The organism is Rubripirellula tenax, from assembly GCF_007860125.1.
Lineage (GTDB): Bacteria > Planctomycetota > Planctomycetia > Pirellulales > Pirellulaceae > Rubripirellula > Rubripirellula tenax.
In genome coordinates, this window is the sequence record NZ_SJPW01000003.1 from 334,770 (window position 1) to 348,794 (window position 14,025).

The 14,025-nt window shown below is 56.7% G+C and carries 10 protein-coding genes; 4 read left to right on the plus strand and 6 right to left on the minus strand.

What is annotated here, in order from left to right; genetic code table 11:
* Positions 1 to 34: 34 nt before the first annotated feature.
* The 4 genes from Poly51_RS12165 to Poly51_RS12180 all read right to left on the minus strand — a co-directional run bounded on the left by Poly51_RS12165 (position 35) and on the right by Poly51_RS12180 (position 4,430).
* Positions 35 to 631 (minus strand): sulfatase/phosphatase domain-containing protein, encoded by a 597-nt coding sequence (locus Poly51_RS12165; protein ID WP_146457826.1) that lies wholly within the window; start codon positions 629 to 631, stop codon positions 35 to 37.
* 606 nt (positions 632 to 1,237) lie between these two features.
* Complete coding sequence (locus Poly51_RS12170; protein ID WP_146457828.1) at positions 1,238 to 3,412, minus strand: Tex family protein; 2,175 nt, start codon at positions 3,410 to 3,412, stop codon at positions 1,238 to 1,240.
* A gap of 14 nt (positions 3,413 to 3,426) precedes the next feature.
* The gene (locus Poly51_RS12175) at positions 3,427 to 3,954 is read right to left on the minus strand and encodes a M50 family metallopeptidase (RefSeq protein ID WP_146457830.1); all 528 of its coding nucleotides are present in this window, start codon (positions 3,952 to 3,954) and stop codon (positions 3,427 to 3,429) included.
* Entirely contained in the window at positions 3,951 to 4,430 is a 480-nt protein-coding gene (locus tag Poly51_RS12180; protein ID WP_146457832.1) for a YaiI/YqxD family protein, read from the minus strand. The genes Poly51_RS12175 and Poly51_RS12180 overlap by 4 nt, the downstream gene beginning before the upstream one ends.
* A gap of 156 nt (positions 4,431 to 4,586) precedes the next feature.
* Between Poly51_RS12180 and Poly51_RS12185 the strand changes: the two genes are divergently transcribed.
* Positions 4,587 to 4,901 carry a hypothetical protein gene (locus Poly51_RS12185; protein WP_146457834.1) on the plus strand — a complete coding sequence of 105 codons (315 nt, stop codon included), beginning with the start codon at positions 4,587 to 4,589 and terminating at the stop codon, positions 4,899 to 4,901.
* 8 nt (positions 4,902 to 4,909) lie between these two features.
* On the opposite strand, the gene Poly51_RS12190 is transcribed toward Poly51_RS12185, so the two are convergent.
* Together Poly51_RS12190 and Poly51_RS12195 are read right to left on the minus strand one after the other, a co-directional pair.
* On the minus strand, positions 4,910 to 6,526 hold the full coding sequence (locus tag Poly51_RS12190) for a sulfatase family protein (RefSeq protein ID WP_146457836.1): 1,617 nt from the start codon (positions 6,524 to 6,526) through the stop codon (positions 4,910 to 4,912).
* Between the two features lie 58 nt (positions 6,527 to 6,584).
* The gene (locus tag Poly51_RS12195; RefSeq protein WP_146457838.1) at positions 6,585 to 8,042 is read right to left on the minus strand and encodes a S8 family serine peptidase; all 1,458 of its coding nucleotides are present in this window, start codon (positions 8,040 to 8,042) and stop codon (positions 6,585 to 6,587) included.
* Positions 8,043 to 8,244: 202 nt separating this feature from the next.
* Here Poly51_RS12195 and Poly51_RS12200 point away from each other — a divergent pair, with 202 nt between their 5' ends.
* The 3 genes from Poly51_RS12200 (at position 8,245) to Poly51_RS12210 (ending at position 14,022) form a co-directional block, all read left to right on the plus strand.
* Positions 8,245 to 9,777 carry a sialate O-acetylesterase gene (locus tag Poly51_RS12200; RefSeq protein WP_146457840.1) on the plus strand — a complete coding sequence of 511 codons (1,533 nt, stop codon included), beginning with the start codon at positions 8,245 to 8,247 and terminating at the stop codon, positions 9,775 to 9,777.
* A 107-nt stretch (positions 9,778 to 9,884) separates the two neighbouring features.
* A complete protein-coding gene (gene dnaE / locus Poly51_RS12205; protein WP_146457842.1) occupies positions 9,885 to 13,451 on the plus strand; it encodes a DNA polymerase III subunit alpha in 3,567 nt (1,188 codons plus the stop codon).
* 115 nt (positions 13,452 to 13,566) lie between these two features.
* Entirely contained in the window at positions 13,567 to 14,022 is a 456-nt protein-coding gene (locus Poly51_RS12210; RefSeq protein WP_146457844.1) for a GntR family transcriptional regulator, read from the plus strand.
* Positions 14,023 to 14,025 lie beyond the last annotated feature (3 nt).

Sequence of the window (14,025 nt, forward strand, 5' to 3'; positions counted from 1 at the left end):
GGTCGGCAAACGCAACGATTCGGCACGGTTTCAATCAATTTCGCCCTCCGACGTCGGTTTCTCGAGCGTCGGAATATTTCGGATTGGCGGTGGGGAATTGCGCTCCCACCGTTTTTTGCCATTGGTGCAACTTGGTTTGCAGTTGCCCGGCTTTTTCGGGCTGCGATGCCGCCAGGTCATGTTGCTCGCTAATGTCTTTGGCGAGGTTGTACAGTTCGACGCGTTTGTCTTCGTGGAATTCAATCAGCCGAAACTCGCCCGAGCGGATCACGCTGTAGGGGCCGTCACCGCCCGCATGATAATGTGGGTAGTGCCAAAACAGGTCTCGATCGATCTTGGCCGTCTGTGTCCGCAGCAACGTGACCAGACTTGTGCCATCCGACGCCGCGTTAGAGTCCGACTGGACACCGGCCATTTCTTGAAACGTGGAAAACAAATCCATCGTGATGATCGGAGTATCACAGACGGTGCCGGGAGTGGTGACGCCTGGCCAATGGACGATCGCTGGTTCCCGCAGGCCGCCCTCGTAAGCGGATCCCTTGCCGCGTCGCAAAGGGGGGTTTTTGGTGAAGCCAGTTGCCTTACCGTACCGTTGGGCTAGGCCGCCGTTGTCGCTGTAGAACACGATCACCGGAGAAGAATAATGGGACGAGGAGAATAATGGGACGGGGGTAGTGTTCGGTGTCTTTATTACCCCCGTCCCGAATGCCGCGTGGTTAAGCCGTAAATCACTACATGCGGTTCCCGGCCAGCTTTGCTATCGGGAGGGGTAGTAACAGCAAAACTGGCCAAGCACTATTCGTGCCAGCCAAGCTTTCAAACACGACCAAGCTCCGCTCTGATGGACTGAACTTCTAAACCCAGTTCACCAAAACGAGAGCCCAGCCGTGCCGTCAAGTTCTAACCAATCGTTGGCCCAAGTGGTCGCTAGTCTTCAACTACGCGGCATTCGGGTCAGGCCTCTTTGATGATATGAGAGCGTGTAAAGGAAGGGGTTTTACAAACTTACGTGCCAAGGTGGGTGTGTGCTTGCCAAGCACCGTCACGCCTTGCTGGTGCGTGACGAGCACGCACCCTACCTGGACTCCGCAGGAGCATTGGCCCGCGTGTGTGAATTGCGGAGGTCTTGGATGTCAAGCGAATGGGGACAAACGAATGCCAAGCGGATTAAGAGCAGCCGTCGAATCGAAATACTCGCAAGTGGCTTTCCCTTTTTCTTGGTGCTCCGTTCTGGGAATCAGAACTTACGCGTTACAGCGATCCGCTTGCGATTCATGTCGACTTCCATCACCTTCACTTTCACGACGTCGCCGACTGCGACCACTTCGCTGGGGTCGGCAACGTATTTGTCGGCAAGCTGCGAAATGTGAATCAAGCCGTCCTGGTGGACTCCCAAGTTAATGAAGGCGCCGAAGTGGGTCACGTTGGTGATGACACCTTCCAACACCATGCCCTCTTTCAAGTCCTTCATGTCGTTGACCTTGTCGTCGAACTTAACCGCGCGAAATTCACTTCGCGGGTCACGACCGGGCTTGGCCAGTTCGCCGATGATGTCGGTGATGGTCGGTACTCCGAATCGGTCGCCGGCGAATTCTTCGGGCCGAAGTTTTTGGCTTAGCGTTGCATTCCCGACCAACGACTTCGGATCCGTCCCTAGTCGCTTGGCCATCGCCGAAACGACCGAATAACATTCCGGGTGAACGGCCGATTCGTCCAGTGGTTGATCGCCACCGCGAATCCGCAGGAAACCGGCCGCCTGTTCGAACGCCTTTTTTCCAAGCTTTGCAACCTTGGTCAACTCCGATCGACTTCCAAAGCGTCCGTTCGCGTTACGATACTCGACGATGTTTTCGGCCAACTTCGGACCAATGCCAGCGACGTGCGACAACAACGGGACGCTGGCCATGTTCAAGTCCACGCCGACTTGGTTGACGCACGACTCGACCGTTCGATCCAAGCACTTGCGCAGCTTGGTTTGATTCACATCGTGCTGGTATTGGCCGACGCCGATCGACTTGGGATCCGACTTGACCAACTCGGCCAACGGATCTTGCAAACGCCGGGCAATGCTGATGGCGCCGCGGACGGTGATATCCAAATCGGGAAACTCTTTCCCGGCTAGTTCGCTGGCCGAATAGATCGACGCACCGGCTTCGCTGACCATGACTTTGGTGACGTCCAATTTTTCCTTCTTGATCAGTTCGCCAACGAACGCATCGGTTTCTCGTGATGCCGTTCCGTTGCCGATCGCGATCAATTCGACGTTGAACTTCTGGATCAAGCCTAGCAATACCTTCGCCGCGCCGACCGTATCGTTCTTTGGCGCGGTCGGGTAGATCGTCGCGTTGGTCAAGTACTTGCCAGTCGCGTCGATCAACGCAACCTTGCATCCGGTTCGAAAACCGGGGTCGATCCCGATCGTGACGCGAGGCCCTGCCGGGGCCGCCATCAACAACTCTCGCAAGTTCTTCCCGAACACGTTGATCGCTTCTTCATCGGCTTTTTCTTTCAACGATTGCATCAGCGTTGATTCGGTCGCGGGCATCAACAAACGCTGGTAGCAGTCTTCGGCTGCCGCTGAAAGGGCGTCGTAAAACTCGAAATCGCGGTTGTGGATCAACTTCGGTTTGATTCGTCGGACGGTTTCTTCGTCATCCAGTGCAACGCCGACCTTCAGCAAGCCTTCGGCCTCGCCGCGAAGCATCGCCAACAATCGGTGCGACGGGATCCGCGAAGCCGACTCGTTGTGGTCCGTGTACGAGTCATACTTCTCAGCGGCAGCTTCTTTTTTCCCACGTTTGGTGGTGGACGTGATCCGGCCGAATTTCGTCGCTTGGTCGTTCATCCAAGTAAGAATTTCGGCGTCTTCCGACCACAGTTCGGCAACAATATCCATCGCACCCTGGATGGCCGCGTCGGCGTCGGGAACTTCTTTGGATGCGTCGATGAACGGAGCCACAATGTCTTTCTTGCTTTTTCCGATTCGTTTCTGCGCCAGCATCAGATACGCCAACGGTTCAAGTCCGCGTTCGCGAGCGATCGTCGCACGGGTTCTTCGTTTTGGTTTGAACGGCAGATAGATCGCTTCCAACGTGGCCAGGTCATTGCAGGCTTCGATCTTTTTACGAAGTGCATCCGTCAACTGTCCCTGGCTTTCGATCGTTTTCAACACAGTCGCCTTACGCGCGGCCAACGCGATCGCCTTTTCGAGTCCGTCCTCGATCGCACGCAGCGCTACCTCATCCAACCCGCCGGTGGCTTCCTTGCGATATCGGGCGATGAACGGAATCGTATTGCCGTCTTGCAACAACTCGATCGCAGCGGCGACTTGGTGCTCCCCAGCATTGATTTCGGTTGCAATCTCACGAGTGACTTGAGCAAGGGAAAGGTCGTTGGATGTCTTGGTTGCCATGAAACTATTCGGGTCTATCGGGAGTTTTGCTGGATCGCTTGGTCGATGAAGTGACGGACGGCGCGGCCGCTGATGGTGGTCTTTGCGATCAATTCGGTCGCGACCAACTGAATCGCCGCCGCGTGTCCATCATCTCGCAGAATGTGTTCAGTCTTGTCAAGAAATCGTCGCTCGATTCGTTCGAGTTGCCGAGCGCTGCCGGGACGCGACCGGATCAACCGGCCGATCGAGCGCAGGTCGGCCGAAGCACCGGCGACGCAATATTTACCGGTGAAGTGCGATTCGGCGACCATCCCGGCGAACAAAATCAAGACTTCGTCTTCCAGCCAATCATTGGAAGACTTCGCGCGTTTCTTTTGCAGTTGGCACGACCCCAGGCGCTTCTCCCCCGCCATCATCTTGGCCGGTTCGATCGTCACCTTTTGAATCGACCGTCCCAACAGCACCGCCATGACGGCATGACCGGCTTCGTGAAACGCAGTCGCCATTCGGTCGTCGATCGCATCATTATCAGGTTTGGCGGGTTCCGCTTTGTCGTTCATTCGGTCGGCTTCGCCTGTTCAGATTTGCGAATCGCGCGGGTCAACAAACGGTCGAAGGTCGACGCAAAAGCCTTTTTGTCCGTTTCGCTGTAGGGCGCGGTGTAACCCACCGTCATTCCTTCGCCGCGCAAATCGTCCATAAAGTTTCGCATCGACAACCGCGACGCGATCGAATCGGCCGAGTACTCATCGCCGCGTGGATCGATCACGAAAAGGCCTCCATCGACCAACTGGCCCGCCAAAGGCACGTCGGCCGTGATTGCCAAGTCGCCCGACTTCGCGGTCATTGCAATGTAACGATCCGCCTCATCGGCGCCTTCGCGAACCGTAATCGAACGGACGTTTGCGTAACCCGGCGGCGCGACCACGGGCCGATTGGCGACCAAAATCGTTTCGATCCCCAACCGCTTGGAAGCCCGAAAAACGATCTCTTTCACTTCCGTGGGAGCCGCGTCGGCATCGATCCAGATCTTCAAAGCGACGATTCTCCAGCGAAATCGGTGATGTAGCGAGGGTTTTGGGAGCCCGGACCAGACGTGTCAATCGTCGCCCCGATGATGATTTCTGTCGAGGGCAAGCATTTGCAACCGCCCCGGCGACTCCATCATCTCACAAACACGGAAGGTTTTACGATGCCGAAGTTTTACGCTCAATCCGGTTCGCGGTCGATCATCATCAGCGCCGAAAACGCATTCGAAGCCGCGACCAAATTGGTCGATCACGTCATGGACGTCCACGTTTGGATTTACGGCGAACCGACGCTCAGCGAAGACGACCGCCGGGCCCACCTTGCGATCGAATCGCTATTGACGATGGATACCGAAATCAACGTCAGCATCCGCGGGGAAGGCCGATCCGACGCAGGCACTTTTCAGGTCGCCGATTTGGTCCACGACTGGCACCGATTGATGACCGCAACGGCGATCATGTTCGGACAAATGGTGTGATTCGTCGATCATTTGGCCGACCGTACACCGGGGCGACGAGCGTCCAGCCACGGCAGCACCGGGGGTGGTGATTCGACAGCCCAATCGGGAACGGGAAACCATCGTAGCGCACTGTGCCGCGGATAGGTTTCCCAAACTTCGGCCAGCGACGGATCGGTTTGTCGCAGGTCACCGGTCTTGGTCAAGTAGTTAGCCAACCGCGCCGCCAAGTCCTTTCGCACCGCATCCGCTTCGGCCCTGCCAGCCAGATTGTTCAAACAGCTTGGATCAATACGAATGTCGAACAGTTCTTCGTCCGGGCGTTTTGCCGTTGCCAATTCCAGAAATCCTGCGTACTCCGGTGCATCGACCTGCTCAATCATTGCCGTTAGCGTCGGTCCCGAATCGATATCGTGATATCCGCCGTGCCGAGGCCCCAGCATTGACGACACCAATCGACCCGCGTCGTCGTAGGCCGCCCTTGCGTAAACTTGGCCGGGGCCGGCCGGCCAACGCTTTGGCGCATAGTTGCGGATGTACAAGTGCGATTGTGTGCGGATACTCCGGCATGGGTACCCGAGCGTGTTGTAGCGTGACGACGAATGACGTTCTCGCCCGCTGTAGGCCGCCGACCGCGGCCACTCGACCGAACCCAATTTGTCTCGCATTCGCTCCACCAGACTGTGACCGGGCATCGAAGCACCGTCGATCGGTTCGACTTCGGTGGCGGTAAAAATCGTGCGAGTGACATCGATCAAGCTGACCAAGTCGTCATTGACTTGGCCCGGCGGAACAACCGCCGGCCAACTGATCGCCAGCGGCATGTGGATGCCGTATTCATACAGGTTCGCCTTCGCGCGAGGAAACGGCATGCCGTTATCGCTTGTCACGATCACCAAGGTGTTCTCGAGTTCTCCCGTGGCCGATAACCGATCGACCATGCGACCAAGGTGCTGATCAAACCACTGGATTTCGTAAAGGTAGTCGGCGATGTCGTTGCGAACGATCTCGTCATCGGGCAAGAAACCGGGCACAGTAATCTTGGCGGGATCGATTCCGTTTCTCGCACCAATGCCGGGATCGTAGCCGCGATGGGGTTCGTGGCTGCCGAACCAAAAGCAGAACGGTTGGTCGTCGGATCGGCCATCCAAGAAGTCGTCGAAGTTCGCCGCGTAGTCGACTTCCGAGACGCCCTTGGGCGACTTCGACTTTTTAGCCGTGTACGCCTTTCCCGCCGGGTTTTGCGGCCATCCGATCGCTTTCCCTGGTCCCCAACCTTTACCGGTCATGCCAACGTGGTACCCGGCGGTGGCAAGCTGATTGGTAAAAACGGGCAGATCGGTTGGAAACGAACTGGCGTGGGTGCCAGCTTCTCGAATCTGCCAAATTTCACGCCCGGTCAAAAACGCAGCCCGCATGGGACTGCATCCTGGCGCGGGCGTGAATGCTTGGCTGAATAGAACGCCGGCCTTGGCGATCCGATCGAATGCCGGAGTTTGAACCGCGGCATCGCCGTAAGCCGACGCGTGCGGAAATGACTGATCGTCGGCAATCGCGATCAAGATGTTCGGACGGGCGGCATCCGTGCGATTGGCGAAGGCGATTGTCAGAACCAGTCCGCAGAAAACGCCATAAATCAATCGCATCAAATCTATCCACCGGTACGCGAATCAATCGAAAGATCGTCGCACCAGCGACAATCGACTATGCCCGGCGACCATGGTAGCGGCGGCGAAACCGCAATGCCAAACCGCCACCGAAAATGGCCAAGGTGACGAACGTCGATGGTTCGGGAACCGCCACCGCCGAAACACTGCTTCGCCAAGCCAAACCGTACTCGGTCGCCCGATCACCGCTGACTTCCAACGTGTAGGTGCCCGCGCTCAAACCGGTCAGGTAGATGTGTTCAAAGTTATCAACGCTGCTGATCGATTGATCCACCAACGAATTGTTCGAGTCGTAAAAGTGCAAATCCAAATTCGCCAATCCACCACCAAGCAACGGGTCCGTGCTGGGGATGAATTCCATTGGTATAGTGCTGGCATTGACGACGTCCATGCTCCACTGCAAGAAGATGGACAGTTCATCCATGACTTGGCCGCTAGGCACGTCGAACTGATACAAAAAACTGGACGACATCGACACCGGTTCATTGAAGTCGTATCCGAACAGGCCAACTGAACTGGTGGGCGCGATCACGGTACCGTTGTACTCGCCACCTTCCAAGATTTTGTAACTGTTGTAGACGTTCAGTTCACCGGCACCAAACGTTTCGTCGATCGGCCGCGTTGCTGTGCGGTCCCAATCAGCGAACTGATCTTTCGTTGCTCCGGCCATCAACACCGCGCGCATCGCTTCGACGTTGTTCGCATTCGACGAACCGGCAACCTCGTACAGCAGTGCCGCGGCAGAGGACACCATCGGGGTTGAACTGCTAGTAACGCCAGCCTGTGCGACGATGTCGGGGCGAGGACGACCGGGCCCATAGCCGGCCAATGTTGTGTTTCCCTGCGAATGATTGCCCACGGTACGCTCGACGTTAGTAATACCGACATTGATCGCGTTGTAAGAGTGCGCCAATAGATGTGGCACACTGGATGTCGAACCGTTATTCGCGCCGCCGATGATCAGTACGTTGTCGCGATTGGCTAGATAGTCCACTCGCTTGGCTGCATCAATCACTTCGGGAATCTCGGCCGTCGTTCCGTTTGCAATCCAACTGTGGTTTTGAACCGAATACGGGTGAGCCACGGGCGCCGTTGTGGTTGTTAAACCGAGTGCATCGTTTATCCAACTGTTGGCTTCAAAAGCGGCGACACTGGTTACCCCAGGGGCAACACTGGTCGTGTTTCCAAAAAACAGGCCGGCCACGCCCGACGCGTGCGAGTTGAAGCCCGTTGATGAGGCTGTTTCATTCGTCACTGTCTTGCCGGTGAAATTCGTTCCAGACGTGTTGGGCAGATATCTTGCCGAAGCGTCCGGTGCTTCGGCCATCGAAACGGCAACACCCGCGCCGGTCGGCGTTGCGACGCCAAGTTCATTCGTCAACTGTGTATACCCGATATCGTCACGCCAATCGGCCGATGCCGTTTGCGTTGCAGCGGCGATAAGGATCAGGATTGCGAAAGTAAGTCGAGATGTTCGTTGGCTGTGGAGAGACATTGAACTCGAACTCTGCGAAGCGTGAAGAAAAGCGTCTCGTCATCGCGTGGCTGACGGCGTCACAGTATTCTAGCTGGTGTGACCTCGAAAGGGCGAACCGCCGAACAACATCCGCCGACGCCGCCCCATTATGATGTCCAGCCACCGGAGTGAAACCCGCTGCTAAGTCCCCCTGCCCATCCCCCACCTGACGAACGATCCGATGATACACCGCTTGATGACGCTGGCCGTCATGACGTTTTTGCTGCCGATGGTTGCCCATGCCGAATTGAAATTTTCGCCAATTTTTGGCGACTCGATGGTGATCCAACGCGACATGCCGATCCACGTCTGGGGATGGACGTCACCGGGCACGGCGGTTGCTGCGACGATCGCTGGCCATTCGGCCGAAGCCACCGCCGACGCAATGGGACGCTTCGATTTGAAACTCGACGCGCTACCCGCCGGCGGCCCCCACGAGATGGTGATCGAAGCCGACGAGCGACGCGTTTTCAAAAACGTTTTGGTCGGCGAGGTCTGGGTTTGCTCGGGCCAATCCAACATGGGATTCACCGTTAGTCGGTCCAACGACCCCGATCTGGAATCGCTGACGGCAAAGTACCCGAACCTGCGACTGATTTCGGTGCCTCAGGTCGGCACACAGGAACCGCAAAATGACTTCAACGGAAAATGGGAAGATTGCACGCCTGAGAGCGTCAAAGAGTTCTCCGCCGTCGGCTATTTCTTTGGCCGCCAACTGCATCAAACGCTCGACGTTCCCGTCGGCTTGATCGACAACGCTTGGGGCGGCTCGGCGGCCGAAGCTTGGGTGCCGCGCGATGTGCTGGAATCGGATGGCAAGTATGGCGAACTGCTCGAGCGATGGGACACGCTTGCCAAGACTTACGACCATGAAGCGGAAGTCGCCAAGTGGAAAGACCGCGTTGCAAAATGGAAAGAGAACGGCAAGAAGGGTCGCCAGCCTGCTGCACCCAAGGACGCGTTGACCGGACAACATCGACCGGCCAATCTTTACAACGGTGTTCTGAACCCGATCATCGGCTACACGATCCGTGGTGCGATCTGGTACCAAGGGGAAACCAATGCTTCTCGCGCCTATCAGTATCGTGATTTGTTTCCATTGATGATTCAAACGTGGCGCGACGATTGGGGCCAAGGCGACTTTCCGTTCTACTGGGTCCAACTTGCGGACTACCGCCAAGAGTCCGCCGAACCCGGCGATAGCGATTGGGCAGAACTTCGCGAAGCGCAAACCATGACAATGTCGCGACTGCCTGCCACCGGCCAAGCCGTCATCACCGACTTGGGCGAAGCATCGGACATTCACCCCAAAAACAAACAAGACGTTGCCAAGCGATTGGCGCGTTGGCCACTGGCGAACCTTTACGGCTACAACATTCCTTACCAAAGTCCGACCTTCCGATCGGTGACAATCGAAGGCAACAAAGCGGTCGTGAAATTCGATCACGTCGGTGGCGGACTGGATACCTTCGACGTCAACAAACCGATTGGTTTCACGATTGCCGGTGAGGACAAAAAATTCGTGCCTGCCAACGCCAAGATTGTCGGCAAGGATACCATCGAAGTCACTGCCGATTCGGTCGAAGCACCTGTGGCGGTCCGATTCGCGTGGGCCGACAACCCGGTCGCCAACATGCAAAGCAGCTCCGGTCTGCCGATGACACCGTTTCGCACCGACGACTGGCCGGGCATGACGGCTGGCAGCGTGAAGTAGTCGCTTTCGGCGATGCGTCAATGCGGGATGACCTTCCGGTGGCACTGGGGTAAGCTAAACCAATCGCTTCGCCCCCGTGTTTTCCGTGCTCGCGCAAGGATGTTCCCATGAGTGATTTGGTCACCGAATCGGCTGAAAAGCAGCCGATCAAGCCGTTCGTCCACCTCCATTGCCACAGCCACTATTCGCTGTTGGATGGTGCCGGTGACATCGGCCGCTTGGTCAACCGGGCGGTCGATCATGGGATGAATGCACTGGCGTTGACCGACCATGGCAACCTGCACGGTGCGCTCGAATTTTACCGCAAGGCCAAAGCCGCCCAGATCAATCCGATCATCGGATACGAAGCCTACATCGCGCCCGGATCGCGATTCGAAAAAGGTGGCGCCAGCAGCAGCAAGGATGCCAGCTACCACTTGACGCTGTTGGCCAAGAATCACACCGGCTACAAGAACCTGATCAAATTGGCCAGCGCCGCATCGTTGGAAGGGTTTTACTTCAAGCCGCGAATCGACAAAGAAATTCTCGAGCGATACAACGAAGGGATCGTTTGTTTATCGGGATGCGTCAGCAGCGAATTCAGCCGCGCCGTGATGAAGGGCATCGACACCGCCGATGTCGAACGCGAAGCACGTGACGTCGCCGGTTGGTTCCAAGGCGTCTTCGGCGATCGTTACTTCATCGAAATCATGAACAACGGCATCGACATCCAGCGGTTGCAATTGGAAGGCGCCGTCGAGATGTCCAAGCGCATGGGCATCCCCTTGGTCGCGACCAGCGATTGTCACTACGTCAATCAAGAGGACAGCGAAGCCCAAGACATCATGCTGTGCATCAACACGGGACGCTTCCGAACGGATACGTCACGGATGAAGATGGAGAACGACCAGTTCTTCTTACGCAGCCCCGACCAGATGTACCAGAGTTTTCCGGGCTTAGAAGACGCCTGCGCGCGAAGCCAAGAAATCGCCGATTCGGTCGACATCAATATCGAGTTCAACAAATACTTCTTCCCCAACTTCGAATGCCCTAACGAGGCAACACCGCTCGATTACTTGCGTGAACTGTGCATCAAAGGCTTGCTCGAACGTTACGAAGATGACAACGACCGGATCATCGACGGAAAGCTATCCGACGAGGTGATGGCGAGGCTGGATCGCGAACTCGATGTGATCAAAAAGCTGGGCTATCCGACTTACTTCTTGATCGTTTGGGACTTCGTCAACCACGCTCGATCCGTCGGAATCTCGGCGACGGCCCGGGGCAGCGGTGTCGGTGCAATCGTTTGTTACGCGCTTTACATGTCGCACGTTTGCCCGTTGCGATACGACTTGCTGTTCGAACGGTTCTTAGACGAAAGTCGTACCGAACCGCCAGATATCGACATCGACTTCGAAAAAGAACGTCGAATCGAGGTGATCGATTACGTCAAGGAGCGATACGGCAGCGAAATGGTTTGCCAAATCGGGACCTTCGGAACCTTGGCGGCGAAAGCGGCGATCAAGGACGTCGGCCGCGCCCTCGGGGTGCCGCTGGGCCGAGTGAACCAAATCACCGAGATGATCCCCGACGAGCTGAAGATTACGATCAAAAAGGCGCTCGAAAAGAGTGCCGATTTGAAAATGTCGTACGACGGCGATCCGGAAATCCGTGAACTGCTCGACTTGGCGATGAAGATCGAGGGTCTCGCCCGCAACATCGGCACGCACGCCGCGGCAGTCGTGATCGCGGACAAACCGTTGTCCGAATATGTTCCCCTGACGCGAGTTCCCGGTAAACAGGACGTCATCACACAGTGGTCGATGAACGACGTCGAAGCGTCGGGTCTGCTGAAGATGGACTTCTTGGGACTGCGCAACCTGACGATCTTGTCGCGAACGGTGAAGTTAATCGAGCAGACGACCGGCAAGGTGGTGGACCCGCTGAAGTTTCCGCTGGATGACAAAGAATCGTACGCGCTGCTCCAGCGCGGTGAAACCAAGGGCGTCTTCCAGTTGGAATCGGGCGGCATCCGTGACCTGCTATGTCGGATGAAGCCGGACAAGTTCAACGACATCATCGCGACCGCGGCGCTGTACCGCCCCGGGCCGCTCGAAGGCGGCATGGTCGATGACTATGTCAACATCAAACACGGTCGGCAACAGCCCGAATACAAGCACCCGGTGCTGAAGGAAGTTCTGGAGGAGACCAACTCGATCATGGTCTACCAAGAACAAGTCATGCGGATTCTGAACCGCTTGGGCAAGATCCCGCTGGCCAACGCGTACACTTGCATCAAGGCGATCAGCAAGAAGAAAGAATCTCTGATCAACCAAAACCACGAAGCTTTCATCGTCGGCGCAGTCGAAAACGGCTTGGCCGAAAAAGACGCCAACGACATCTGGAACCTGATCGTCAAGTTTGCGGGCTACGGCTTCAATAAATCACATAGCACCGCGTACGCGTTGGTTGCTTATCAGACCGCCTACCTGAAAGCTCACTATCCCGTCGAGTTCATGGCGGCATTATTGTCGAGCGACATTTCGGGACGCAACTTTGTTCGCAAGGATGCGATGGTCGAACACATGGAAGACTGCGATCGGATGGAGATCGAGGTCGTGGCGCCCTGTGTGAACAAGAGCGCGGCCGATTTTTCGGTCGAAGGCAAACAAGTCTTCTTTGCGATGTCTGCGATCAAGGGGTGCGGCGGTGCAACGGCCATTTCGATCGAAGAAGAACGCTTGAAGAACGGCCCATTCAAGGACATCTTCGATTTCTGTGAACGCGTCGACCCGGCGGCTTGCAACAAGAGCGCGATCCTGACGCTGGTCAAAGCCGGCGCGATGGACTGCTTTGGCGCCAAACGTAGCCAGTTGGCCGCTGCCATCGAACGCGCGGTTCAAGCCGGCGCAGCGGTGCAAGCCGACAAAAAGAGTGGACAAACGAGCCTGTTCGGCGCGTTCGATGACGAAGAAGTGGAAGCCAACGACGCGGCGCCGGCGCCATTGCCCGAAATCGACGAGTGGCCCGAGCGAGAGAAACTGATTGCCGAGAAAGAAGTCCTGGGCTTCTACTTAGAAAGCCACCCGCTTGCTGAGTTTGAGCAGCGATTGTCTACCTTCCGCACCCACATGACCGACAAATTGGCGAACGTCAAAGATCGCGCGGAAGTCGTTCTCGGCGGCATGATCAGCAGCGTCAAGATCGCTCACACCAAAAGCCCAAAACCAGGGCAACCGTCGAAGTATGCCAACTTCGATTTGGAAGACATGCAAGGCGCGATACGCTGCATCCTGTGGCCGAAAGGTTTCGCCGACTGGGGCGACCGCGTGATCCCCGACGCCGTCGTGCTGGCCCGCGGAAAGGTTGACCGTCGCGGTGGTGGGGATGAAGCCAACCTGATCATCGACGAACTGATCCCGTTCACCGATCTTGAAACTCGCTACACCCACGGCATGCGAATTCGATTGAACGAGAACGAGCACGACGGACCAACCGTCACGCGGCTCAAAGAGATCGTGCGAGGCTACCCGGGAACGCAAGAACTGCTGTTCACGATCCAACTGAAAGACGGCGAGTCGGTTCACTTGAAAGCCGATAAATCGAGAGTCGACATCACGCCCGAATTGCGAGAACGACTCGACGATTTTCTGGGCGCCGGCCACTATCGACTGCTGATGACGAAGCCTCGTTAGCTACCACGGCAAAACGGCTAGAAAAAAGTACCCAAAAACGATTGACTTTGCTCCTGCGCCTGGTGTACTATCGCACTAGTGAACCACGCGACCGAGGCTCTTGCCCGAGGGTGCCATGTTTTTGTCAATCGATTTTCATTCGGACGTCGCGATCTATTTGCAGATCGTGCGTCAAATCAAAGCGGCGATCGCGGCGGGATCGATGCGACCAGGGCAACTCTTGCCCAGCGGCCGTGTCTTGTCCGGGCAACTCGCCATCAACCCCAACACTGTCGCCCGGGCCTTTACGGAACTTCAAAACGATGGGGTCATCGAACCACTTCGCGGTCGCGGGATGGTGATCGCCACCGGCGCCGCGGCGCTGTGCCGGCGGGACCGCGACGGTGTGATTGCCGATCGGATCGGCGAAGCACTAGCCGAAGCGTGGAATGCCGGCCTCGATGCGTCGAAGATCCAGTCGATCATCGATAGCGAATTGAAGAAGCTGGCCAAAACGACGCCGATGGTACACGTCGACGCCAACGGCGACTCCTCATCTCCCAACACGAAATCTCCCAGCACGAAGGGCTAACGT

Excerpts from the sequence above, each read along its gene's own strand:
- Poly51_RS12170 (WP_146457828.1), bottom strand. The coding sequence starts at position 3,412 with ATGGCAACCAAGACATCCAACGACCTTTCCCTTGCTCAAGTCACTCGT.
- Poly51_RS12175 (WP_146457830.1), bottom strand. The coding sequence starts at position 3,954 with ATGAACGACAAAGCGGAACCCGCCAAACCTGATAATGATGCGATCGAC.
- Poly51_RS12185 (WP_146457834.1), top strand. The coding sequence starts at position 4,587 with ATGCCGAAGTTTTACGCTCAATCCGGTTCGCGGTCGATCATCATCAGC.
- Poly51_RS12190 (WP_146457836.1), bottom strand. The coding sequence starts at position 6,526 with ATGCGATTGATTTATGGCGTTTTCTGCGGACTGGTTCTGACAATCGCC.
- Poly51_RS12195 (WP_146457838.1), bottom strand. The coding sequence starts at position 8,042 with ATGTCTCTCCACAGCCAACGAACATCTCGACTTACTTTCGCAATCCTG.
- Poly51_RS12200 (WP_146457840.1), top strand. The coding sequence starts at position 8,245 with ATGATACACCGCTTGATGACGCTGGCCGTCATGACGTTTTTGCTGCCG.
- dnaE (WP_146457842.1), top strand. The coding sequence starts at position 9,885 with ATGAGTGATTTGGTCACCGAATCGGCTGAAAAGCAGCCGATCAAGCCG.
- Poly51_RS12210 (WP_146457844.1), top strand. The coding sequence starts at position 13,567 with ATGTTTTTGTCAATCGATTTTCATTCGGACGTCGCGATCTATTTGCAG.